Annotated in this window: 20 protein-coding genes; 2 read left to right on the top strand and 18 right to left on the bottom strand. The window is 62.3% G+C overall.

Annotated features, from left to right (window positions below; genetic code table 11):
• Positions 1 to 26 precede the first annotated feature (26 nt).
• Entirely contained in the window at positions 27 to 1,172 is a 1,146-nt protein-coding gene (locus OOB33_RS14565) for an ABC transporter substrate-binding protein (RefSeq protein WP_271009193.1), read from the bottom strand.
• 189 nt (positions 1,173 to 1,361) lie between these two features.
• Entirely contained in the window at positions 1,362 to 2,585 is a 1,224-nt protein-coding gene (locus tag OOB33_RS14560) for an NAD(P)H-dependent flavin oxidoreductase (RefSeq protein WP_271009192.1), read from the bottom strand.
• A gap of 296 nt (positions 2,586 to 2,881) precedes the next feature.
• Here OOB33_RS14560 and OOB33_RS14555 point away from each other — a divergent pair, with 296 nt between their 5' ends.
• Positions 2,882 to 3,967, top strand: a complete 1,086-nt coding sequence (locus tag OOB33_RS14555) for a GGDEF domain-containing protein (protein ID WP_271009191.1) — start codon at positions 2,882 to 2,884, stop codon at positions 3,965 to 3,967.
• 215 nt (positions 3,968 to 4,182) lie between these two features.
• Complete coding sequence (locus tag OOB33_RS14550; protein WP_271009190.1) at positions 4,183 to 5,754, top strand: sensor histidine kinase; 1,572 nt, start codon at positions 4,183 to 4,185, stop codon at positions 5,752 to 5,754.
• A 92-nt stretch (positions 5,755 to 5,846) separates the two neighbouring features.
• On the opposite strand, the gene OOB33_RS14545 is transcribed toward OOB33_RS14550, so the two are convergent.
• The 16 genes from OOB33_RS14545 to OOB33_RS14470 all read right to left on the bottom strand — a co-directional run bounded on the left by OOB33_RS14545 (position 5,847) and on the right by OOB33_RS14470 (position 24,933).
• Complete coding sequence (locus OOB33_RS14545; RefSeq protein ID WP_171826053.1) at positions 5,847 to 6,047, bottom strand: hypothetical protein; 201 nt, start codon at positions 6,045 to 6,047, stop codon at positions 5,847 to 5,849.
• A 90-nt stretch (positions 6,048 to 6,137) separates the two neighbouring features.
• Positions 6,138 to 7,316 carry an erythromycin esterase family protein gene (locus OOB33_RS14540; protein WP_271009189.1) on the bottom strand — a complete coding sequence of 393 codons (1,179 nt, stop codon included), beginning with the start codon at positions 7,314 to 7,316 and terminating at the stop codon, positions 6,138 to 6,140.
• Between the two features lie 354 nt (positions 7,317 to 7,670).
• A complete protein-coding gene (locus tag OOB33_RS14535) occupies positions 7,671 to 9,353 on the bottom strand; it encodes an MFS transporter (protein WP_207796057.1) in 1,683 nt (560 codons plus the stop codon).
• Positions 9,354 to 9,720: 367 nt separating this feature from the next.
• Positions 9,721 to 10,371: a 2-hydroxychromene-2-carboxylate isomerase gene (locus tag OOB33_RS14530; RefSeq protein WP_271009188.1), complete on the bottom strand. Its 651-nt coding sequence runs from the start codon at positions 10,369 to 10,371 to the stop codon at positions 9,721 to 9,723.
• Positions 10,372 to 10,461: 90 nt separating this feature from the next.
• On the bottom strand, positions 10,462 to 10,701 hold the full coding sequence (locus OOB33_RS14525) for a DUF1289 domain-containing protein (protein WP_171826050.1): 240 nt from the start codon (positions 10,699 to 10,701) through the stop codon (positions 10,462 to 10,464).
• Entirely contained in the window at positions 10,698 to 11,219 is a 522-nt protein-coding gene (locus OOB33_RS14520) for a YbaK/EbsC family protein (RefSeq protein WP_102770152.1), read from the bottom strand. Before OOB33_RS14520 ends, OOB33_RS14525 begins: the two co-directional genes overlap by 4 nt.
• A gap of 63 nt (positions 11,220 to 11,282) precedes the next feature.
• Positions 11,283 to 12,488, bottom strand: coding sequence for a glycosyltransferase (locus OOB33_RS14515; RefSeq protein WP_271009187.1), 1,206 nt, complete (start codon positions 12,486 to 12,488; stop codon positions 11,283 to 11,285).
• Positions 12,489 to 12,538: 50 nt separating this feature from the next.
• Entirely contained in the window at positions 12,539 to 13,672 is a 1,134-nt protein-coding gene (locus tag OOB33_RS14510; protein ID WP_271009186.1) for an NAD-dependent epimerase/dehydratase family protein, read from the bottom strand.
• 54 nt (positions 13,673 to 13,726) lie between these two features.
• Complete coding sequence (locus OOB33_RS14505; protein ID WP_271009185.1) at positions 13,727 to 14,539, bottom strand: S1C family serine protease; 813 nt, start codon at positions 14,537 to 14,539, stop codon at positions 13,727 to 13,729.
• On the bottom strand, positions 14,536 to 15,906 hold the full coding sequence (locus OOB33_RS14500; RefSeq protein WP_271009184.1) for a GNAT family N-acetyltransferase: 1,371 nt from the start codon (positions 15,904 to 15,906) through the stop codon (positions 14,536 to 14,538). The genes OOB33_RS14505 and OOB33_RS14500 overlap by 4 nt, the downstream gene beginning before the upstream one ends.
• 256 nt (positions 15,907 to 16,162) lie before the next feature.
• On the bottom strand, positions 16,163 to 17,530 hold the full coding sequence (prsR, locus tag OOB33_RS14495) for a PEP-CTERM-box response regulator transcription factor (protein WP_102770148.1): 1,368 nt from the start codon (positions 17,528 to 17,530) through the stop codon (positions 16,163 to 16,165).
• Positions 17,527 to 19,674, bottom strand: coding sequence for an XrtA/PEP-CTERM system histidine kinase PrsK (gene prsK, locus OOB33_RS14490; protein ID WP_271009183.1), 2,148 nt, complete (start codon positions 19,672 to 19,674; stop codon positions 17,527 to 17,529). The genes prsR and prsK overlap by 4 nt, the downstream gene beginning before the upstream one ends.
• A 111-nt stretch (positions 19,675 to 19,785) precedes the next feature.
• Positions 19,786 to 21,168 carry a TIGR03013 family XrtA/PEP-CTERM system glycosyltransferase gene (locus OOB33_RS14485; protein WP_102770146.1) on the bottom strand — a complete coding sequence of 461 codons (1,383 nt, stop codon included), beginning with the start codon at positions 21,166 to 21,168 and terminating at the stop codon, positions 19,786 to 19,788.
• A 504-nt stretch (positions 21,169 to 21,672) separates the two neighbouring features.
• A complete protein-coding gene (locus tag OOB33_RS14480) occupies positions 21,673 to 22,815 on the bottom strand; it encodes a branched-chain amino acid ABC transporter substrate-binding protein (RefSeq protein WP_102770145.1) in 1,143 nt (380 codons plus the stop codon).
• 150 nt (positions 22,816 to 22,965) lie between these two features.
• The gene (locus OOB33_RS14475; protein WP_271009182.1) at positions 22,966 to 23,397 is read right to left on the bottom strand and encodes a DNA polymerase III subunit chi; all 432 of its coding nucleotides are present in this window, start codon (positions 23,395 to 23,397) and stop codon (positions 22,966 to 22,968) included.
• 60 nt (positions 23,398 to 23,457) lie between these two features.
• Entirely contained in the window at positions 23,458 to 24,933 is a 1,476-nt protein-coding gene (locus OOB33_RS14470) for a leucyl aminopeptidase (RefSeq protein WP_271009181.1), read from the bottom strand.
• Positions 24,934 to 24,940: the final 7 nt, after the last annotated feature.

Raw genomic sequence — 24,940 nt, 5'->3', positions numbered from 1 at the left:
AGGGCCGAACGATCGGCGCCGACAGATCAGCGCCAGAACTTGCCGTCGGGTCCGATGATGGAGATGTCCACGAAATCCAGACCGCTGCGGTCCTTGGGGCCGTAGTGCAACTCGACGCCACCCAGGTCCAGACGCTGCAAGCCTTCCAAAGACTTGAGCAGGCTAGCCCGGCTGATGTCCTTGACGCTTCGCTTGAGGCCTTCGACCAGCAGCTTGGCCGCTGCAAACCCTTCGATCTGCGAAGGGCTCAGTTCATTGCGACCACGCGCCTTGGCCAACCCCAGGGCTTCACGCACCAAGGGGTTGTTGGTCGATCGCTCGTAGGGGAAGACCTGGGTGACGATCACGCCATGCGCGTTCTCGCCCAGGGCTTTGACGAAATCGACTGAAGCATTGTTGGACAGCGTGGCCACCTGGGCTTTGGAACCGGTCGCACGCAAGGCGTTGACCCCTTGCACCACCGCATGGCTGGGCCCAATAAAAAGCACGGCCTCGACACCGGCCCGCGCCACCTGCTCCATCAAGGGCCCCAGCTCGGGCCTGGCGCCATCGAAGCGCAGGATGGCCGAGGCCTTCATGCCCTGGGCTTCCAGACCCTTGATCGCACCGATACCGGCATCGTTGCCGAAGGCATCGTTGACTTGAACAATGGTCACCCGCTTGACCCCGATCGAGGCCAGGTGCTGCACCGCGCGCGCCGCTTCCTTCTGGAAGGTGGCGCGCACATTGAAGACCTGGGGGATCATGGGCTGATGCAGCACCATGGCACCGCTGGACGGCGCCACCAAGGCCATCTGATGCTTGCTGAGCAAGGGCAGCAGAGCCTGGCTTTGCGCGGTGCCGCGACTCAGGAACAAGGCCACCACCCCTTCGTCGATCAGACGCTCGGCATTGGCCGCACTGAGTCGCGGGTCGTACTTGTCATCCAAAGAGACCAGCTCGATGGGCTGACCCTTGATGCCGCCCTGGGCATTGATGGCGTCGAAATACAGGCGCGCGCCGTCGGTGATTTCCTGCACGCCGGTGGCTGCAGGTCCGCTGAAACCCGCCGTTTGGCCGATCTTGATCTGCGCCTGGGCCAGACCGCTGCACCACAGGCAAGACAGAAACAAGGCCAGCAATGCGGCCCTGTTCCAAACGGGCACCACGGTGCCCTGCTGCCGGGCTGACACAACAGCCCTTCCTCCAGCGTCACGCATGACTCTCCCCCTCACCCTCGTCCCTTGTTTTTCGCCGGCCACGAAGGGGCCGTCAGCGAAAATTCAAGGCGCGATTGTGGCGCAGGGATTTGTCGCACGGGTGACCCTTGGCACCCGGAAAAACCCGTGCTGGCCTGGTCCCTTCCGGGCGTGAACCGCCTCTCAGATCGAGGCGTTCAAGGCCTGCGCGCCGCCAGGGCTGAGCAGGCATTGCATCAACTCCGCGACGCTGCGGATCTGCGCACCGAAGGGCAAAGCCCCTACTCCGCGGAAAAACAAGCCATGCTTGACATCTCCGCGCAAGGCGGCTGCCAGCTGGTTGTCGATGCAGAACTGGCCGGCGTCCTTGAGACCATCGCGCAAGCCGCATTGCGCCAGGCAATCGAAGGCCTTGGTACAGCGGCTCTTGACCTGAGCCATAGCCTGCAGCTTGGGCGCTGCGCGCAGGTAGTTGCGCAGCCAAGGGGTGGCCACGGCGCGAGCTGGAAGGCCAGCCACGCTGATGAACTCGACCAGCTCGCTCTCCTGCGCTTCGGCCAGCACGCGCTTGAACTCGGGGTGGGCGTCGCCCTCGGTGGTGACGGCGAAGGGCGTGCCCAATTGCACGGCCGCAGCACCCTGGGCCTGCAGGCGCTGGATGTCGGCGAAGCTGCGCACGCCGCCGGCCGCGATCAAGGGGATCTGGCCCGAAATGCCGGCCTTCTCGAAATACTCCAGGCACTCGGGAATCACGCGCTCGAAATCGAAGCGCGGATCGTGCACATCGGCGACCTTGGCCGCGCCCAAGTGGCCACCGGCCAGTCGCGGGTGCTCGATGACGATGGCATCGGGCAAGCGCTGCTTGCGCTCCCATTTGCGCACGATCAGCTGCACGCCGCGGGCATCGCTGAGGATCGGGATCAAAGCCACCTGCGGGTGCTCGGCCGCCAGGTCGGGCAGGTCCAGCGGCAAGCCCGCCCCCACCACCACAGCCTCGATACCGCACTCCAGCGCCCGACGCACCTGGGGCGCGTACTCGGCCACCGCACGCATGACGTTCAAAGCCACCAGACCGCGGCCCTGGGCACGCTGCTTGGCGCCCTGGATCTCGCGCTCGAGTGCAATCAGATTGACCTCGTTGATCAAGCGCTTGGCCGCGTCGCCCGCGTTGTGGCCCTCGGTGCGAGCCATCAGGTCGGGATGCTGGCGGCGCAGATCCACCGAGCTCAAGGTGCCCACACCGCCAAGACTGGCCACCGTGCCGGCCAGTTGCTGGGCGCTGACGCCCACGCCCATGCCGCCTTGCACGATGGGCAGCAAGCAACGGCCCTTCAACTCAAGAGCGCGCAGACCGCTGCGCTCGAACAGGGATTGCAGCTGCTGCTGGGGGCTGGAGGTTTCAGTCATGGGCAGGCTCGGGCGCTGAGCGCCCCGCACGGTGGATGAAGAACAGCCGGCAGACTAAGGCCTAGAGAGCCGGCACTAATTGACAAAAATCAGCCTCGCGTGGATGGGCCTGGCCTGTCTGTGCCGCTGAAGGCTTGAGTTCACGCAAGCGCTGCCGATAGGCCCGGCATGCCAAGCAGACCGGGGCCGCTGAACATGCGTCGCCACCCGGCAGCAGTTGGTGGTCCGGTCACGGAACACCACCGATCTTGGCCCATTGAAAAGCAATCAAAACGCCAAGCTTCGAGGGTTCCCCGATGAGATACCAAGACAGCATGGCGCGCAGCGCCGAGCACCTGCGCGCCGCCCTGCCCCAGATGACGCGTCAGCGCGCTGCTTTGCACCCGATCAGCTATGCGGTCTGGTACGAGCATGTCAGCGGCATCAACCCCGCCCTCAGCCACGCCCTGCAAACCTTGACGCGGGACGAGCGCTGCCTCGACGAGGCGCAGACCCTGCAGCTCTACCAGGACCATGTCAGCGATTTCAATGCCCGCACCGCCCAGAACATCGGCGACGGCCTGAATCGGGTACTCGACACCCTGTCGGCCTCGGCCTCGCTGGCCGGCCAGCAAACGGCAGGGTTTGAGGCCTCGCTGCAGCGCTGGGTGGAAGAGCTGCTGGTCGATGCCGTGCCTGCAGCCGAGCGCAGCGGACAGACGCCGGGCCAGATCGTCCAGCAATTGCTGGTCGGTACCCAGGACATCCGCGCCACGTTGCAAACCCTGCAAGAGCGCTTGGACGGCAGCCAGAACGAGCTGCGCCTGCTGCGCGAAGAAGTGCGCCGGGCGCGGGCCGATGCCTTGGTGGATTCGCTCACCGGTCTGGCCAACCGCCGCGCCTTTGAGCAGGAGCTCAGCCTGTGCGCCGCCAGCCGCACCGGCCTGCGAACCCAGCACGAGGACCGCCGTGCCGAGGACGCGCAAGCGCCCTGCCTGGTTCTGGGCGACATCGACTTCTTCAAACGCGTCAACGACAGCTTTGGCCATTTGTTCGGCGACCATGTGCTGCGTGCCGTGGCCCAAACGCTCAAGCAGGTGGCACGCGGCGACAGCCTGCCGGCCCGGGTGGGCGGCGAGGAGTTCGCCCTGCTACTGCCGCATGCCAGCCTGGCGCAGGCCCAAGGACTGGCCGAACAAATGCGCGCCAGCGTAGCGGCCAGCCGCATCCGTCCGGCCCAGGCCCAGCCCAGCCTGGAGCGCATCACCATGTCCATGGGCGTGACGCAGATGACACCGGGCGAGAGTGCAAACGACTTCTTTGAGCGGGCTGACCGCGCGCTCTACGCCTCCAAACGCTGCGGCCGCAACTGCGTCACCGTACTCAGCGCGGAGGCGGCCTGAGCCTGCCCCCATGCACAGCACCAACCTGCCCGGCAGCCCGCCCGCGGCGCCTCCGACGCGGCCGCGCGACGCCGGGTCACTGCCCCGACTTGACCGAGCCGCGTCTGCCCATACACTGAGGGCAGTTCGTCCCCTGCCCTTGCAATGACGCCCCGTTTGAACATCCTGCCGCTGACGCATTCCCGCCCAGCCCCGGCCACGGAGCAGACCGCGTGATGTTCGAACGCGCCTCGCTGCGCTACGCCGTCATCGTGGCCCTGCTGATCGGCCTGCTGGTGCCGACCGCACTGGTGCTTCTGTACGACGCCCAGAAAACCCGGCGGACCGCGCTGGAGGACCTGAAACGAGATCTGGTGCGCACGACCGAGGTCATGTCGCTGTCCCTGGCCGAACCGGTGTGGCAGGTCTCGCCTGACCTGGCCGAGCCCATGATCAAGGCCCAATTCGACGACCCTCGCTTTGTCTCGGTGGTGGTGCGTGAACCCTCCAATGTCGCCCCCTTCCAGGAGCTGCGCCGCAAGCTGGCAGCCAACGAACCGGACCTGACGCTCAGCGAAAGCCGGCCCGTGCTGCGCGATGGCCGCAAGATCGCCGAGCTGACGGTCGAGATGAGCGCAGCGCCCCTGCTGGAGACCAAGCAGGCGGAAATGTTGCGCACCCTATGGCGCAGCTTTCTGACCCTGACCCTGTCCTCGGCCCTGATCCTCTGGGTGATGCAGCGCCGCGTGCTGCAACCCATGACCCAGATGACCCAGGCCGCCGAAGCCCTGGCCGCCGGCCAGCTGCAGCAGCCGCTGAAACTGGGAGGCAGCGACGAGATCGCCCGGGTGGGTCAGGCCATGGAGCATATGCGCCAGTCACTGCTGCAGGCCTTTGATGCCTTGCGCGAGCATGCCAATACCCTGGAGGAACAGGTGGAGCAGCGCACCGCCGAGCTGACCACCAGCAATGCCGACCTGACCCAGGCCCTGGCCAACCTCAAGACCGCCCAGCATGAGCTGGTCGAGTCGGAAAAGCTGGCCTCGCTGGGCCGCTTGGTGGCCGGGGTGGCCCATGAGCTGAACACGCCGCTGGGCAACTCCCTGACCGTGGTGTCCTCGCTGGAAGATCGCTACAAACAGCTCGACGAGATGCTGGCGAACAACACGCCCATGCGCCGCAGCGTGCTGGAGGACCTGGTGCGCGACACCCGGCGCGGGCAGGACATCCTGCAACGCAATGTGCAGAAAGCGGCCGACCTGGTGCGCGACTTCAAACGCGTGGCCATCGACCAGACCACCGACTCACGGCGAGATTTCGAACTCGATCGCGTGATCGAAGATGTGCTGGTGCTGGTGGAGCCCAGCTTCAAGCACACGCCATTCCTGATCAAGACCGAACTGACCCGCGGCATCGCGATGAGCAGCTACCCCGGCTCCTTGGGCCAGGTGTTGACCAATCTGCTGATCAACGCCCTGGTGCATGGCTTTGAAGGCCGCGAGCAAGGCCAGGTTCTGGTGCGCTGCATGTACGGCAGCAGCGGCGAGGAGGTGGAACTGAGCGTCGAGGACGACGGCCGCGGCATGGACGAATCGGTGCGCCGCCGCATCTTCGACCCCTTCTTCACCACCAAGCTGGGCACCGGCGGCTCCGGCCTGGGCATGCACATCGTGCACAACATCGTCACCCATGTGCTGGGCGGACAGATCGAGGTGATCAGCAGCGTCGGCCAGGGCACACGCATGGTGATGCGCCTGCCGCTGAATGCGCCACAGCGCAGCGGCGGCAGCGAGGACGCCTTGCACTGAGCGCCCTTGCCGGCCAGGGCTCGCAGCGCGCCCTTCACAGGGCGCTCAGCTCAAAGCCGATGCCGCCGGCTGGGCCCGGCATCTGGCGTGACTCAGTTCGAAGCGGCTGAAGCCGGCGCAGAGGCGGCTTCCGGGGTCGCAGAGGCCGGGGCCGAACTGGCCGCGGGCGCCTCGGCGGCATGGGGAGCCGCCACATCGTGCTTCTCGCCGCTCATGTCAATGTCGCCACCCTTGCTCATGATGAAGATGGCCAGAGCCGCAAACGCAATGAAGCCGACGAGCAGTTTCCACATGGTGTATTCCCATTAAAAGAAGAAAGGATGGCGGCATTCTTGCCAGCCAAGCTGACAGCAGCCTGAGCGCAGGCTGAGCTCGGATGCGCCTCAGCGCACCATCTGCACAGGGCTCATGCGCGGGATGTGGATCAGAAAATCCCAGTTCTGTCCCAGGCGACCCGGGCCTCGCGAGGCTTCGATGCCCCCACTCTGGTACTCAAAACTGTGCTGGGGCAGCGTCACCGGTCCACGCGCGATCAAGAGCTGGGCCGGCGACGCCACAGCACCTGGGTGAGATCGGCCAAGCAAGGCCTCCAGACTGCCCGGCACCGGCGCAGGCACAGACTGCGGCACTGCGCGCAGGTAATCCAGCACCTGACCACCACTGGCACTGAACTGCAGCACCTTGTAGGCCGGGCCCCAGTGCCGGGCCATCACTTCACCGGATTGCGGGTGAGCCGGGCTGCGCTCAAAGCCTCGCGCGACATGCACGGTATGCGCCCACACCACGGCCTTCTTGCCCGGGAACTGTTGTTCCATCAGCCAGATGGCATGGCGGCCCATCTGGATATCGCGCTGAAAGTCGCGTCCCTCGCTCCAAAGGCTGCGCGCCTGGGACTCGATGCTGTCCAACAACTGGCACCACCACCCCTCGGAGCCGACACCGGCACGCTGCTCCGGGGGAATCTCTCGGCACAAGGCCTGACGCTGGGCCTGAACCTGCTGGAAGAAGCCGGCTTGCTCCGCAGCCTCGGGCAGGGGCGGCCGCAGACTCAGCAAGGCCTGGGCGAGTTGCGCGAAGGGCTGCCAGAGATGGTCCCCGGCCAGCTCAGGCGCTCGCTGCTGAATGCGCTCTCGCAGCCCGGGCAGCAAGCCTTTCAGGCTGAGTTCCCCGCTGTGCTGGCTGTCGAAACCCGCCAGTTGCAAGGGGCGGCTGCTGCGCTGCCGACGATCCAGATACTGCAGCAACAAGCGGCCTTCGGCGGTCTTGGCGTACATGAAAAACACATTGCCGGGCGCCAGAGCATCCAGGCTCTGACCCGCGGCCATCGCCTGAGCCAGACGGCCAATGTCATAAAAGCCGCTCTCCAGGAGCAGCACCTCGTAGCCCAGCTTTTCATGCAAGAAACGCAAGAGGCGCAGCTTGAGCAAAAACTCCTCGCGGCCGCCATGGGTCTGCTCGCCCAAGGCCAGAACCCGAACACCGTCCAGTTCCTTGGCCAAAGGGGCAAGGTCGCTGAAGTCCTCATCCGCCGGCGACAAGCTGCGCAGCGGCCGCAGGTCCACCGGAAGCCCCGCCAGAACCGATGCGCCGGCAGCGGCCGGCGTCGATGCCGGGGGTGGCGCGCTCGCTGGCGCACCTACCGGCAGCGCTGCGAGCACGAGCAGCGGCCCCAGCCAGCGCCTGGAAGCAAGGGAAACCGCAGACGCAAGGGAACAGAGCTTGGTGTTCATGTGAAAGCCAATAAAACCAAAGTAAGACCAATTTAGCAAGAAATCTGCCCCGAGCCCATCTGCCTGAGCGTGGATCGGCTCGCCCAACGCACCTGCACGCATTTCCTCTGCAAGCAACAAGCCCAATAAAAAAGGGAGGCCCAGGGCCTCCCTTTTGATGAGCCAGATGGCTCGAAGATGAAACGCTCAGTCCTTGGCGTAAATGTCCACATCCTTGGTTTCACGCACGAACAGCAGGCCGATGACCAGGGTCATGGCGGCCACGCCGATCGGGTACCACAGGCCGTGATAGATGTTGCCGTTCTGAGCCACCATCGCGAAGGTGATGGAGGGCAGCAGACCACCGAACCAGCCGTTACCAATGTGATACGGCAGGCTCATCGAGGTGTAGCGGATACGGGTCGGGAACATCTCCACCAGCATGGCGGCGATCGGACCATAGACCATGGTCACGTACAGCACCAGGATGAACAGGATGCCCACCACCAGCGGCTGGTTGACCTTGGCCGGATCGGCCTTGGCCGGATAGCCTGCAGCCTTCAGGCCTTCAGCCAGTTCCTTCTTGAAGGCAGCGATGCCCTTGGTCGTGGCTTCATCGAACTTGTGCTCGTTCAGCTTGGTGGCATTCAGGCCGGTGATGACCTTCTCGCCGATCTTGATGACGGCCACCGAACCGGCCTCGCCGGGCAGGGTCTCATAACTGGCCGAAGACTGGGCCAGCGCACGCTTGGCGATGTCGCAGGAGCTGGTGAAGTCCACCTCACGCGCAATCGGGCTGCCCTGGAAGGAGCAGGTGTTCATGTCCACCGTCAACGTGATTTGCGCGGTCGCTTGTGCCTTGGCCAGATCCGGGTTGGCGGCGTTGGTCAGGGCCTTGAACAGCGGGAAGTAGGTGACGATGGCAAGCAGCAGGCCGGCCATGATGATGGGCTTGCGGCCGATCTTGTCGGACAGCGTACCGAACACCACGAAGAAAGGCGTGCCCAGCAGCAGCGAGACCGCCACCATGATGTTGGCCGTGGCGTTGTCCACCTTGAGCACGCTGGTCAGGAAGAACAGGGCGTAGAACTGGCCCGAGTACCAAACCACGCCTTGACCGGCAACCAGGCCGAACAGTGCCAGCACGACGATCTTCAGGTTCTTCCATTGACCGAAGGACTCGGACAGCGGGGCCTTGGAGGTCTTGCCTTCCGACTTCATCTTCTGGAAGGCCGGCGATTCATTCATCGACAGACGAATCCAGACGCTGATGGCCAGCAGCAGGATGGAGACGATGAAAGGCACGCGCCAGCCCCACTCGGCGAACGCAGCCTCACCGACGACGGTACGGGTGCCCAGAATCACCATCAACGACAGGAACAGGCCCAGGGTCGCGGTGGTTTGAATCCAGGAGGTGTAGGCGCCACGCTTGCCGTGAGGCGCATGCTCGGCCACATAGGTGGCTGCACCGCCGTACTCGCCGCCCAGCGCGAGGCCCTGCAGCATGCGCAGACCGATCAGGATCACCGGTGCTGCCGCACCGATGGTGGCCGAGCCCGGCAAGATACCGACGATGAAGGTCGACAGACCCATGATCAGGATGGTCACCAGGAAGGTGTACTTGCGACCGATCATGTCGCCCAGGCGACCGAACACCAACGCGCCGAAGGGGCGCACGATGAAGCCGGCCGCAAAGGCCAGCAACGAAGCGATGAACGCCGCCTGCGGATCCAGTTGCGAGAAGAACTGCTTGGCGATGATGGCCGCCAGCGAACCGTAGAGGTAGAAGTCGTACCACTCGAACACGGTTCCGAGCGAGGAAGCGAAGATGACCTTCTTTTCCTCGGCCGTCATCGGCGTGTTGGTGGAGACTGCGTTTGCAGTTGCCATGGTGGGTGTCTCCGTTGATTGCAGCCGGCCACAAGGGGATGGACCTGGGGTCCTGAGAGGCTCTCACCGTCAAAGGCTGAGGGCCCATCCTCTTGCAAACCGACGTTTGCTTGAGAGCCACCGACCGGTAGCTCTTGACACGCATCATGGGAGTCGGCTCTGACCCAACTCTGACGCCGAACTGAACGCAGGCTGACAAAATCCGCTGCAACCCTGCCTGGAAATTTCGCGATGCGAAATTCTCAGACTTTTCAGGGTAAGTCCCGGGCTGGCATTGTCAGACTCGCCATGCCGCTGAACTAGCTCGTCAGCTCAAGACATGCACAGACCGCGCCCTCCCGGGCACAGCCTGAGGGAAGTGCGCTGCTCAGGGGGCCGCCCGACGCACTCCAGGGCGCGGTACCGCGGCCGCCTCCCAGTCACCTTGCTGGAACCAGGGGTCGCCCTTGAGGTAGGCCGCCACCATATCGAATGAGTCCAGGCCCCAGAACAGGCGACCGTCCACCTCGATCGTCGGCACGCCAAACACGCCCAGGGTCAGCGCGGCCTCGGTGGCCACGCGCAAGGTCTCCTTGACCTCTTCACTGGCCGGATCGCGCACCGGCGCCAGTTCTTGGCTCAGCGCTGCCAGACGAGCTGGGTCGGCAGGATGAGCGCCCTCACTGCGCCAAACATGGCGAAATATGCGTTCCACCGTGGCCCGGTTCGGCGTGTCACCGGCCGGCGCACACGCCCAGGCCAGGCGCAACAGCGGCAGCGGATTGAAAGGATGCTGGGCCGGGACCTGCAGAGGCTGGCCCAGCTTGTGCGCCGCCCAACTGATCTGACGGAAGGTCCACTGTCGTTTGGGCTCGATTTCGGCCGGCCCCTTCTGCCCCAAGGCGTGGAGCAAAGCGGCGAACAGAATCGGCCGGTATTCGACGCTGTAGCTCAGCCCTTCCAGGGCCTGAGGCAGATGCTCGAAGGCAAGCGCGGCGTAGGGAGAGATGGGATCGAAATAAAAACGCAGATGTTTCATGCGAAGGACTCCGGTACGGCGGCTGCGGCCCTGCCGACCTCCGCCTGTTGCAGGTGGATGACCAAAACAAGAGCAAGGGGGGCGCGATCTTCAGGCAATGAAAATGCCTTGCTCCGCCAATTGCTCGCGCCGCGCCGGCAGGCGCGCCAGGATCTCAAGCCGTGTCGCATCATCAGCTCGAGACCAGACGGTGATCTCCGGAATGCTGCGCGCACAGCCCTCACACCAACCGGTGGGAGCATGGATGCGGCAGATGTTGGTGCAGGGCGAACTGACGGTGGAACCAGGAGCCGGCACGGCCGGCGGCGAAGGGGGGCGCAGCGCGCTCATGCTTGCACCACCTCGATGAACTCAGCGCCCGTCAGGCGCTGGAGTTGCTCGGGGCTCATAAGGAACACGCCGTTAGGGTGTCCGGCCGCGGCCCAAATGAAGTCAAAGCGCCGCAGATCGGCATCCAGGAACAAGAGCGGCTGGGGCAGATCTGCGGCCGGCGCAAAGCCCAGTGGCGACACACCGCCAATCGAGAAACCGGTGCGAGCCTTGACATACTCGGCGTCCGCGCGCCCCAAAGCGCCGGTGTGCTGCTGCAGCTTCTTCTCGTCGACCCGGCGATCCCCCGAAGCGATCACCATCACCGCGGCCTCGTCGCTGCGGCGACGGAACACCACCGATTTGGCAATCTGGCCAAGGCTGACACCCAACGCATCGGCGGCTTCTTGCGAAGTACGTGCCGCCACGTCCAGCCAGCGCGGCGGATGTTCATGACCCCGTTGCAGCAAGGCAGCCTGGACGCGAAGAAAGCCCTCGGGCCGCACATCGGCGGGCACGGTCTGGGAAGATGCAGACATGGATAAAGGATTCATCCGTGCATTGTCTCAGGCCCAGGACAGCAGGCCCGGAGCGACGCATCTTCAGGACAGAACCGCGGCCAAAGCCTTCGGAAAGTGAACACGCGGATCCCAGCGCGCAAACTCTTCGACCATGGCCAGGGCACGCGCACGCAGCGCGGGCTCGTCGCGCAAGTCGCGCAGTGCTTGGCGCATGCGTGACTGCGAGAACTGCCCGGCACGGAAATAGCGTCCGACACCGGCTTGCTGCATGGCCTTCATGGTCAAGACCTGATCGAGGTTGGAGCAAATGCCCAGCGCGGGCCGCCCCTTCTGCAGAGCCTGTTGAACCGTGGCGCTACCACCATTGCAGACCACCACATCAGCGCAGGCCGCCGCTTCGCTGCCCGGAAGATATGGGGCACAAAACACATAGGGCGAGTCCGAGCGGAAATCGCTGCGCCCTGCAGTGGCCACCAAGCAGCTCATGCCCTCAGCCAGGCAGGCATCAATGATGGCCGGCAGCAGGTCAACACTGCCGGTCGAGCCTAAGGTGATGTAGGCCAGCGGGCGACCTTGTCCCGCGGGTACGCCCCACCAATCCGGCGGCGTCATCTGCGGCGACCAGACGATGGGCCCCACATAACGATGGGAAGCCGGTAAATCCGCGGTTGGCACCAGAGCAGGCGTGTCGGAATACAGCGTCAGATCGCCGTCGCAATAGTATTCACGCAAGCTTCGGTAGGCCGGCAGGCCGTAGTCGGCTCGCACGCGATTCATGGCTGCACAGTGATGCAAGCTGGCCCAGGGCCAGACGGCACGAAACACAAGATCAAGACCCGCGTAGCCCAAATATCGGGCCGGCGCCATTTCCGGCGCTTGCATTTGCTGATCACGAGCGAAAGGGCTCCAATGGGCATTGGCTATCGACATCAAAGGGATGCCGACTTTGCGCGCGGCCACGCTCAAGGACAGTCGATAGTCACCGACGATGGCCGCTGGACGCAACGCCTCCAGCATGCGGATGTCGGCATCGACATACGCCCGCAGCTCGGCCTCGTTGTACACCGGTTGACCGTCCGCCAAACGCTGCAGAAACAGCGCAGGCGCGATGCTGTGCAAGGCGTAGGACTGCCATTCCGGGCTGGCAGAACACACCGGGAACTGGCCGTTGCTGGCAAATATCACCTCATAGCCGGCCGCAACCGCACAATGGGCCAGGACACTAGGGCGCGCCACATGGGCCAGGGACACAGCCTCGGCGACGAACAGAAGTTTCGGTGCGGACATGGCTTGCTTCTACGGCGACTCGGTTCGGGGCGTGCGGAAGTTGAGTTCGGTCAAGAACGGCGCGCCTGCCCAAACAAGCCATGAGCGCGGAGCTCGCTCACGGTCTTGTCGTACAAATTGGCCGACGCTTGGCCCGAGGCCCAGGCCACAAACTCTTCCATGCCCTGCAAGAGGTCCACTTGAGGCTTGAAACCCAGGTCGCGGCGCGAATGCTCAAGATCGGCATAGCAGGCAAAGATATCGCCCACCCGGAACTCGCCTCGATCCTCCAAGCTGGCTTCAAGCTTCATGGCTTGCGCTTGCGTACGCGCGATGTCTGCGATGGTGGCGGGAACACCGGATCCGACATTGAACTTCTGACCTGCCGCCTGGGGCGAGCTCAAGGCCAGCAAATTGGCTTGAACCACGTCACGCACATGAACGAAATCTCGGATCGGCAAGCCACTTTCGTACATGGACAAGGCCTTGCCTTCGCGCAGCAGCGAAAAGAAGATGGACACCACCCCGGTGTAGGGGTTCTTCAAGGACTGGCCGGAACCGTACACATTGAAGTAACGCAGCGTGGTGACGGGCAAACGGTAGGTCTTGGCAAAGTAGTCGCAGTAGTCCTCCTGCTCCTTCTTGGTTCGCGCGTAAACCGACAGCGGCGCAGAGGGGCAATCCTCCGTCGTGGGCAAGGCCTGCATGGCAGTCTGACAATGTGGGCAAGGCATGGAAAAGTCGCCGCGATTCATGGCTTCGACCGAGCGAATCTCGGGATGCTGCACACCATGGCTCGCGCAGTTGTACAGGCCCTCGCCGTAAATCGCGCGTGACGAAGACAGCACCAGGCGGTGCAGCTGCATCTTCTTCTTCAGAATTGCTTCCAAAAGCACCGCCGTGCCCAGGACATTGGTGGACACGTAATCGGCGATTTCATACATGCTTTGACCCACACCGGTGCGGGCTGCCATGTGGTAGACCGCATCAACACCGTCCAAGGCCTGCATGCAGTCACTCAAACTCAGAACCGAGCCCAGACGGCAATCCGCAAGCTGCTGCAATTCGGCACTGAATTGAGGTGCAGCCCCGTGAATCTGGGGGTCAAGGCTGTCCAGGATTCGGACCGTATGCCCCTGGGCCACCAAAGCACGTGTGGTGTGGGTGCCGATAAAGCCTGCGCCACCGGTGATCAGAACATTCATGACTACTCCTTTACTGCAAGCACGGCAGGACGTGCCGGGCCCGATGCCGGCGGATCAGCGTTGCAAAATGCGAGCCACGTTCTCTATCGGTATGGCGTAGCTGATTCCTGAGGGCTGAGCGAGCACGGACTCTTTGGTGTTCTTGATCAGGACCATATTGATGACGCCGAGCACCTCACCGCTGCGCGCATCCAGCACCGGCCCGCCGCTGTTGCCTGGGTAGGCCGTCGCATCCAGCTGCAGGATGTTGAAGGAGCCTGCGCGCAGCTGCGACACATTGCGTGCGTTGAGTGTGGTGGAGCTGGGAGCCGGCAAGGCAACCGGCGTAACGGCCGAGACCATGCCACGATGGCTGACATGTGAAAACCCCAGCGCACCGCCGATGGGGAAGCCAATGAACAGCACCTCCGCGCCCTCCTCGGGCAATTCGGTCTTCAAGGGTAGTGGCCGCAGCGCCGGGGCACCGATCTCAAGAACGGCCAAGTCATGGGCACGCTCCAGGCTGAGGTCCAGCACCTTGCGCAGTTCCCAGGCACCGCTGGCCTGCTTGACCTGCACCGCCAACTGCGATGCTTGCTCTGAACCCGGCTCCGGCAGCACATGGGCGTTGGTGACGATGCGCGTTCCATCAGCGACGGCGAAGCCAGTGCCACGAAACGAAAAACGGGGCGTGGCCAACGGGTTGAAGGTGCCAACCAACACCACCGAGGGCTTGCTTCGAGCGATGATCTCGGCAGGCGTCAACGCCGAGGCCGAGCTTTGCGCATGGGCTGCCAGCGAGACAAGCAGCCCCGCACACAGTGCGCGCACAAGGGCGCGAAGATACGCTGCGCAAGACTGAGCAAGGCTGATGCCGACCTCTTTCAAGCCAGATCCCCTGAAGTCAAACTCATTTCCAGCGCTGCCACACACTCGCGCCAGATGGTGTCGGGTTCGGTCAGCTTGAAACCATAAAAGTGCCCGGCCTCGGTTTCGCGGTGACGCACCGAACGCACTTCCACCCGCGAGCGCTTGTTCTGCCCGAGATCGATCTCGGCCCAACCGTCTTGTTCCAAGGGCAGATTGAGCTTGCACTCCGCCTGAAAACCAGAGAGCGAAATTTCAATGACATGCAGCACAAAGTTGCGCTTCGAGCCGTCCACACTGAACTCAACCGCGCCTGGGCAGCGAATGGAATAGCGCTGATGTCGGCGCAAGGGATGGCCATGATCCGCAGAGCCTTGAAGCAAGGGCAAAACAGCCCGGTACTCGACCTGGTCGTAAATCGACCAAAGCAGGGACTTCTTGCGATCGTCCAGCTGCGGAAGAACCTGGGTTCTTTGATTGAAAAAGTAGTCCAGCAACTCGGGCGTCATCACCGGATCGTTGGTGGTGAAGTACTTGCGGCTCGGGCGCTTGATATTGGGCAGAGACAACTCGAAAAAATAGTTATGCAGGTCCTTTTTAGGCGGCCGGCCACCATAAGTTCGCCGGAACACCTCAGGTGCCAAACGTAAGTCCAGCGTCGCGCCAACGGCTGGCGCGCCGTTGGCGAAGTCATAGTGATCGATCACGTTGGCTTGCAAGCGCTCGCAGCAAAGCACGGCTTCATAGAGCTCGATACGATCAGGGTTGACGGCAATCACGAGGTGGCGGGTATCAAAGTACTCGACGCAGTACTGGCGCATGAACTTCACCAATGGAAAGAAGATCGCGCCGCCGGTACGCCGAAACTCAGGATGCACCGCCAAAGCAGATATTTCTGCTATCTTGCCGCCTTTTGCACGCACTTGCGTCAAATCAAACGCGGTCTGCATCGGGAAGCCGAACACCCCCTCCCGCACGATGGAAATGGTGCCCACCACGCGGCCGTCGAACTTGGCGCACAGAGTCGTGGTCGTGGGCAATGCGTGGTAGATCGTAACGCGCATACCCGACGGATGCGGTTTCATGAAACCGCTGGACACATAGGCGTCATGCAGGATCTGAAAGCAAGCCTCCAGCTCCTCCTGGGTTTCTGCAATTTTCAGCTCCAGCCGACTGTCAGGCGCGGGATCGCAATCCACCATGCGCCGGTAGAAAGGAAATCGGATGCTCTGCGGGAACTTGCGGAACAAGCCGCGTAGCTGTTGATGGAGGCTTTTGCGGAAATTGGACCGGCGGATTTGACTCATAGATTCCTCAATCTGATGCGTCACCCAACGCGCCGCGGCGGCAGGGCCACGGCGCATGGAATCAGCGGGAATGGCGAGCATTCAACATCCTGCGAACACGCGCGCCACCATCCGACCAATATACGCCGAGCGTACAAATCGTGACAAAGTTTGCAAGTGGCAAGACACCCGTCTTATCGAGAGCCCAAGACACCCAGCTTTCACCGCCTCGCCACAATCCGACCCGACGCAGGGCCCGGGCTAACCCGCCCGACAATGACGCATCTGTCGCGAGTTGCCCAGCGCCGATTTACCCGCCTGGGGCCACACAGCGCTGGCTACAGGCCCCACTCCTGCGTCAAGCCTTGATCTGGAGCTTGTCCATCAAGTCATACAGAGTCGGACGGCTGACGCCCAGCAACTCGGCCGCGCGCAAGATATTGCCATCCACACGCGCCAGGGCGGCGACGACAGCCTGCCGCTCGGCGCGCTCACGCACTGTGCGCAAGTCCAGAACGGCCAGCTCCTCGCCATCCAATGGGGCAGCAACTGCGATACCGATGTCGTCAGCCGTGATCTGCTGACCATCGGCCATGATGGCAGCGCGCTTGATGATGTTCTGCAATTCACGCACATTGCCGGGCCAGGCATAGGACTCGATCTTGCGAATTGCATCTTCGCCCAGGCTGAGTCCGGGCCGACGCAACTCGCTGCTGAACTTGCGCAAGAAGGTGTGCGCCAACAGGACCGCATCGCCCTGGCGATCACGCAAAGCCGGGATATCGATCACGATCTCAGCCAGTCGGTAATACAGGTCCTCGCGAAAGCCGCCCGAGCTGATCTGATTTTTCAGATCCTGATGGGTTGCCCCGATCACCCGCACATCGATCGGAATCTCCTTGCGCCCGCCAACGCGCTCGATCACACGCTCCTGCAGAAAGCGCAGAAGCTTGGCCTGCAGCGGCATGGGCAGGTCGCCTATTTCGTCCAGCATCAGCGTGCCCCCATGGGCCGTCTCGATCTTGCCGATGGTGGTCTTGCTGGCACCCGTGAAGGCACCCTTCTCGTAGCCGAACAGTTCGCTCTCCAGCAGATTCTCAGGAATGGCGGCGCAGTTGATGGCGACGAAACGCCCTTCCCGCTTGGAGGCTTCATGCAGGCCCTGGGCCAGCACTTCCTTGCCGGTGCCGCTCTCTCCGAGCAAAAGCACGGTGACATCGCTGCTGGCTACCTTCTCAATCGTGCGGCAGATGCGCTGCATCTGGGCGTCACGGGTCACCAAGCCGCTCAATGCACCCGTCTGTTGCGCGGTCTGCAGGCGTCGATTCTCTTGCTGCAGTTCGTACAGCCGGTAAGCGCGCTCGACCGTCAAGCTCAGCACATCTGGATCGACGGGCTTGGACAAAAAGTCATACGCACCCATGCGGATGGCTCGCAGCGCGTTTTCTTGATCGTTTTGACCGGTCAGCACGATGACCTTGGCCGAAGGATCCAACTCCAACAGCTTCTCGAGGCACTTGAACCCCTCGGACACCGAATCCTGATCGGGCGGCAGGCCCAGATCCATGGTCACCACGGCAGGACTGTGCCGACGAAACTGCAGCACAGCCGAAGCCACGTCCTGAGCCAACACGGATTCGAATCGATCAAGTGACCACTTGAGCTGCTTTTGCAAAGCAAGATCGTCTTCAACGATCAGCAAAGGCTGTTGTCGCACTGCGCTCATGCGCCTCCCACCAAAGAGTGCTCTCCCGCACCACCGCCATGAAACAAAGGCAATGAAATCGTCACTGTGGTCCCGATCTTGAGTTTGCTGTCCACCGAAATCTTTCCACCCAACTCTTGCAGGTATTGGTAACTTTCATAAGCGCCAATCCCCATACCGCTGGATTTGGTCGTCTGGAACGGCTTGAAAAGACGGTTCTGGATGAAATCTTCACTCATTCCGCAGCCTTGATCACTGACGATGAGGCGAGCCATGCTGCCATTCTGTTCCAGAACCAGCCGCACCTCGGCATCAGCCGCACTGGCATCGAAGGCGTTCTGCACAACGTGACCAATGACGCGCTCGACGCGATCTTCGTGGCCGCGCGTGCGCAGCCCCTGACTCAACTGCAAGTTCAAACGGCGCCCCTTGGCTTCCGCCGCGGCGGCCAGGCGTTTGGCAATCCCGACCAGGTCCACACCGCTGCTCACCCCATGGGGCTTCTCACCCTCGCGAAGCTGCAACATCAGCTGCCGCATCTTCTCCAGCGAGTTCTCCACCGTGTCCAGCATATCCTGCTGAAACTCGGGATTGTCTCGAAGCCGCTTTGCATTCTTCATCATCAAGGACAGCTGCGTGACGATGTTCTTCAGATCGTGAACCACAAAGGCGGACATGCGATTGAAGGCATCGAATTTGCGCGCCTCGATCAAGGCTTCGGCCGCCTGCATCTGTGCCAGGTAACTGGCAGCCTGGCTGCTGGCGGTCTTGAGCAGGTCGCGAACCTCCCAGTTGACCTCGATCGGTGCCCTCGGTCGCCCCAAAACCACCAAGCCCAGCAACTCGCCACCCACGATCAATGGAATGACCAACCAGTAGCGTGAATCCGCAAGCAACCATTCGGGCAGGGCTACGGCCTGATAGTGCTGGTGCTGAGCATGGAGTTGCTGGATGTCAACGATCCAGTTGCGTTCGCGCAAGAACTCACAAAAGCCCGAGGCAGCATGCTCCGCGCGATCCTGCTGAGGCAGGTTCCAGTTCGCCACCGGGCGCAACTCAGCCTCGGCACCACGGCGCAACCACAAAGCTCCGGAAGGGGCCTCCACCAGATTGGCCAAGGCCTTGACCACCGTCAGCCCCATCTCCTGCGGAGAGCTGCCAGAAGACAGAATGGCCGTGAAACGCAGCCACTCCTCTCGGTAGTCGTAGCGGTAATTGAAAAAGTTCTTGCTGATGTAGATCTTCAAGCGAGCCCGAATTGCGCCGGACAGCACCGCCACAGCCAGTGCAATCAAGGCCACAAACATCAGGGCCAGTTGCAGGGCCCTGCCCCACTCGCCGCCGGTGTAGCGCACGTAGTAGCCCACCGCCGAAACCAGCAACAGGTAGGCGCCCACGAGCAAAAGCGCGGCCGAGTGGAACACCGCGGCGCGAGAAACATGGAGTTTGTCCAGCCAGTCGACCTGCCTGCGTGCGGCCATGAACAACAATGGGACCGCGAGACTGTGGACCAGGGCGCGGACACTCAATGCGTCGCTGTCAAAGCGGCGAAACAAGGCGGCCTGCGAAAAGAAAAACAGATCGAATGCAAAGATGGCGCTCAAGCCAAGGCAAACCGGCTTGGCGTTCCAGCGCGAATCGGCCGAAACATTGCGCAGCAACTGCTCCACCAGAATCAGCCCGACCACGGCCTGAGCCAGAGCCGCAAACGCCGCCGGTCGGCTGAGCATGACAGGCCAAGACAACCACGGGCTGCTGTACTCACGCGAGATCAAAAACGCCAGAGATGTCAAAGACACCACGACGGCGAGCGGCGCGAAACGCGGCAGACCTGCCGCCCGAGCGCCCCCATCGGCGGGCCGTAACAGCAGACACACAAATGCCAGCCACAGCGCGTAGCGCAACCAATCCGCCAAAGGAATCAGCCAGACATCGACCTCGATCGGCAAACGAAGCCATTGGGTGAGCCAGGAAAAGGCCGCCCAGCCCGTGCTGACAAGCAAGGCCGAGAGAAAGACGTAGGAAACACTGTGGGCTGGAGCACTGCGCTGCCAGCACAGCTTCCAGGCAAAGTACAAGGTGAAAACGGCATAGGCCAAAGCGGCCAGCGCATCACCGAACAAGCTGAGATCCAGCAAACTATTGAGCATCAGCGATTGGAGCACGACCTACAGATCAGCTGAATCGGCACAAATGCCAAGCACTCACCCGCAGCGGGACAGAAAAAAGCCGGCTCCATGAGCCGGCCCATCTTTCAGCGGAATTCAAGGCCTCGGTCAGCGCGCGCCCTTGCCGGTCAACACCACGGCGACAGTTTCCAGCATGATCAGCAGGTCCAGGAAAAGCGAGTTGTTCTTCACGTAGTACAGGTCGTACTGCAGCTTCTCGATCGAATCCTCCACGGTCGAACCGTACTCGTAACGGACTTGAGCCCAACCCGTGACACCCGGTTTGACGCTGTGGCGAACAGCAAAATAAGGAATCTTGTTGACCAGGTCATCGACGAAGAACTGGCGCTCCGGACGCGGGCCGACCATGCTCATTTCGCCGCGCAGCACATTGATCAGTTGCGGCAACTCGTCGATGCGCACCTTGCGAATGAAGCGACCGACGCGAGTCACGCGGTCGTCGTTCAAGGTAGCCCAGCGAGGCTTGCCATCCTTTTCGGCGTCCGTGCGCATGCTGCGGAACTTGATCACCTTGAACACTGCACCATTCAGACCGACGCGCTCTTGCTGGTACAGGACGGGGCCTTTGGATTCCAGCTTGATCAGCACGGCGGTCACAGCCATCACCGGCAAGGTCAGTACGAAAATCAGCGACGAAAAGACGATATCGCAGATGCGTTTGACAGCCGTGCGGAACACGCCCTGGTTGAAGCCGTCGCCGAAAATCAACCAACCCGCATTGACGTGACTGATCTTGATCTGGGCGAGGGTCTTTTCAAAATGCGTCGCGATGTCGACCACGCGGATACCGTAGAGCTTGCAATCCAGCAACTGGCGCAGCGGCATGCTGCCACCACGTCGCTCAGACAGAGCGACAACGATTTCATCAACACCCAAACTGCGAGCTGTGTCCGTCAAAGAACCGCGGGCCTGGATCAGTTCATTGGCCGGCACTTCCGAAGACTCCTCGTTGGGACCGGCCAGGTAACCCACGATCAGCGCATGGGGGTCAGCTGCCTTCAGTGTGGCGCCCACCGTCTTGGCCACAGCGCCGGAACCAAAAATCAGGATGCGAGTACGGGTGCGCGACTGGGCACCGGCATGGGCGGCATACACGCGATGAACCATCACGGCCGCAACGGCAAGCATGGCAGCGAACGTCACCAATTGACGATGACCCGGATCCACCGGCAGCAGGCTGAAGATGGCATAAGCGAGCGGCAGACCGAACAGCAAGCCGAGCAAAGCGCGGGCGCAGGACTCGGTCAGCGAGCGGTTGTGCACATGCTGGTACAAACCACTGGCCGAGTTGATGACAAACATGCAACCAGCCAAGGACAAACCATGAGAGGCGACAAAAGGAATGACCGAGCTGGCAGCCTCTTCCTGACTCAGAACCACGGCGACCACCGCAAAGACGATCAAACCCAGATCAAAAAAGACCTGCAGCAAAGTCTGCCGATGCAAATAGTGGCTGAATATCCGAATCATGTTATTCCCCGATCACTAAAACTGAACTGCCTGCAGCGTCAAGCGTCTGCTATCAATTCGGGGCAGCGGAATCGCCACCTTCGAACCGGATGAGCCCCAACAACCATGCTCACCTGCAAACGATCCAAATCTGACACTGGGTCTTACCTTGATCGCGAGCGAATGATGCCTGCGCCGCCACTGCTTGAAAGCCCCCCGTTTAGAGGGGGACCGGCGGGAATAAAGACAAAACTCCGCAACACGAGGCATTGAGTTTTCAGGCCCCTGCGACTAAGTGGCGAGAGTAGAGCGCATTCCAGAACACCCGCAGCGCACGCGAGATCGCCGCAGCGTGCGTATTCCACGGGCTTGCGCCTCTCGCAAATTGGCACATGTGTCGCCTGGGAACAGTTTGTTCAGCTTTATCAGTTTTCTTCGGAGAGTATGAGTTTGTGCTTATTCCCGGAGCCCAAAAAAAAGGCCCGCTTACGCGGGCCTAGGGATTGCACAGTCAGCTGAATTGAATCAGCGAACCACAGCGATTTGCGACTTTTCGCCACCCTTGTAGGTGTACATGGTCAGAGCACCGTTCTTGATGTCGCCCTTGTTGTCGAAGGAGATGGTGCCAGTGACACCCTTATAGCCTTCGGTCTTGGCGAGCACCGGCAGGTACTTGGCCGGCTCAGCAGAGCCCGCCTTGACCATGGCTGCCACCAGCACGTTTACGGCGTCGTAGACGTAGGGCGCGTAGATCTGGACTTCAACCTTGTAGGCTTCCTTGAACTTGGCCTTGAAAGCGTCCGAAGTCTTCTTCGATTCGCCTTCCACGCCACCGGCTTCAGCGCACACCACTTGGCCATCGCCCATGGTGCCAGCGGCCAGCTTGGGCAACTCGCCCGAGCAGATGCCGTCGCCACCCACAAACTTGGCTTCGATGCCCAGTTGCTTCATCTGGCGCAGCATCGGGCCAGCCACTGCATCCATACCGCCGAAGAAGACCACGTCGGGCTTCTTGGCCTTCAAGTTGGTCAGGATGGCGGTGAAGTCCGTGGCCTTGTCGGTGGTGAATTCACGACCAACGACCTTGCCGCCGGCTGCCTTGACGCCCTTTTCGAACTCGTCGGCCACGCCTTGGCCGTAAGCGGTACGGTCGTCGATCACGGCGATCGACTGGCCCTTCAGTTCCTTGACGGCATACTTGCCCAGCGTGCCGCCCAGGTGTACATCATCAGCCACCACACGGAAGGTGGTCTTGTAGCCGTTGCGAGTGAACTTGGGGTTGGTGGCCGAAGGCGAAATCTGGGGGATGCCCGCGTCGCTGTAGACCTTGGAAGCCGGGATGGAGGTGCCCGAATTCAGGTGACCGACCACGCCGTTGACCTTGGAGTCGACCAGCTTTTGTGCTGCGGCGGTGCCTTGCTTCGGATCGCCAGCATCGTCTTCGGCCAGCAGTTCGAACTTGGCCTTCTTGCCGCCGATCATCACGCCCTTGGCGTTCAGCTCGGTGATGGCCATGCGAGCGCCCAACTCATTGTCCTTGCCCAGGTGGGCAATCGCGCCGCTGGTGGGGCCGACGTGGCCGATCTTCACAACCAGGTCCTGGGACATGGCTGCACCGCTCAGCATCAGCGCCACGGCGCCGACCACAACATTCAATTTAACCTGCATGAATTACCTCCGAGTTGGAAGAAGGAGAGTTATTTGCCGTTGAATTCTCAACACCATGAACATACCCCAAAACGAGGGGGTGACGACATGGGGAAAGCATGGAATCGCAACAGGCCTTGCCAGGGCGCAAGTAGCAAGGCTTCAAAGCTTTCAGGCCACCTTGTGGTGGGTGACCTTGAAGCCCAACTCTTCATAGCGGCGCCAGCGCCGGCGCGCGGCCTGCACCTGCTCGGGGTCGGTCGAAACCACCTCCAGCACGCGCTGGAATTCGTCGAAACCTTCGGGCATGTCAGCGCCGACGTTGAGCAGCACTTCGCGGTGGGGCAAGTCCACGCAGCGCTCACTCAACAAGATCGGCGTGTGCTCGCCCAAGGGCGTGCCCGCATGCGCAGCTTCCCAGCGCGCGTGCGGCACAAAAATGCTGGCCTCGGCATCCCAGAGCTTGCCGTCCAGACGCCCCAGAAGATGAGCCGGCCCACACACACCCGTGCGCACCCCGGCCTGCTGTGATTTGCGCAGCAGACGCACGAGGTAGCCGAGCCGGTCGGCAACGCCGGTGTAGAAACTGACTTCGGTTGTCATTCGGTCCTTGTGAGCGAGAAACGGCGGGCGCCGATGAACAGCGCCCGCACCCTTCTTCGATCAACGAACTTGCGACAGCACGAAGTGGGTCAGCAGGCCCACCGGACGGCCGGTGCCGCCCTTGGCCGCGCCACCCTTCCAGGCCGTGCCGGCGATATCCAGATGACCCCAGGCGTACTTGCTGGCAAAGCGCTGCAGGAACTTGGCCGCGGTGATGGAGCCACCGGCGCGCGAGCCCACGTTGGCGACGTCCGCGAAGTTGCTCTTGAGGCCCTCTTCGTAGTCGTCATCCAGAGGCATGCGCCAGCACAAATCCAGCGACGCTTCGCCAGCTGCGGTCAGGGCTTGCGCCAGGCTCTCGTCGTTGGCATACATGCCGCTGCGCACACCGCCCAGAGCGATCACGCATGCACCCGTCAGCGTGGCCACATCCACCACGGCTGCGGGCTTGAAGCGCTCGGCATAGGTCAGCGCATCACACAGAATCAGGCGGCCTTCAGCATCGGTGTTCAGGATTTCGATGGTCTGACCCGACATCGAGGTCACCACATCACCCGGCTTGAGGGCGCGGCCGCTGGGCATGTTCTCGCAGGCAGCGATCAGCACCACCAGATTGATCTTGGGCTTGAGCTCAGCCACAGCACGCAGGGTGCCGATGACACTGGCGGCGCCGCCCATGTCGAACTTCATCTCGTCCATTTCGGCACCCGGCTTCAGCGAAATGCCGCCCGAGTCGAAAGTGATGCCCTTGCCCACCAGCACCACGGGCGCCTGCGTCTTGGCTGCGCCCTCGTAGCGGGCGACGATGAAGCGCAGCGGCTCGTCCGAGCCCTGGGCGACAGACAGGAAGGAGCCCATGCCCAGCTTCTCGACGGCCTTCTTGTCCAGCACTTCAACCTTCAGGCCGTAGGTTTGGCCCAAGGCCTTGACCTGCTCGCCGAGGTAGGTCGGCGTGGCGTAATTGCCCGGGCGATTGGCGCATTCGCGGGCCAACTCGACACCCGCACCGATCGCCTCGCCGCGGGCCAGACCTTGCTTGGCAACCTTGGCAAAGGCGACATCGGCCTTGTCCACCAGCAGCGTCAGCTTGCTCAGCTTGCCGGCTTCCGGCGCGCTGGGTTTGGTGTGACGGTACACATACGTCGCATCGCCTGCAGCCAGCACGAACTGCTCAGCCAAGCTGTCACCGTGAGCGTTGAAGTCGAAACCGACAAAAGCCACACCGGCATGGGCCACGCCGCGGCCCTTGAGCAAGCCCAGAGCCGATTGCACAGCGGCACGAGCGGCCTTGACACTGGTCTTGCCAGAAGCTGCCAACACCAGGCGCGGGGCCTTCACACCGACCGGGCGCTGCAGCACCAGCGACTTGCCAGCTTTCAACTCGAAGTCGCCCAGCTTGATCGCGTCCTTGATGAGGGCGCTCAAGCCGGCGTCCAGGCCCTCAGGCAGCGTGTCGCCACCCAGAACCAGGATCAAGGCATCAGCATTGAAGCTGGCCAATGCGTCAAAGGACGCAGACTGTGTACGGAAGTCCATAATGTCG

The sequence above is a fragment of the Paucibacter sp. B51 genome, assembly GCF_027863535.1.
GTDB classification, from domain to species: domain Bacteria; phylum Pseudomonadota; class Gammaproteobacteria; order Burkholderiales; family Burkholderiaceae_C; genus Paucibacter_A; species Paucibacter_A aquatilis.
The sequence above is the reverse complement of the archived record's forward strand: the minus strand, read 5'-3'. Positions and strand labels throughout refer to the sequence as shown.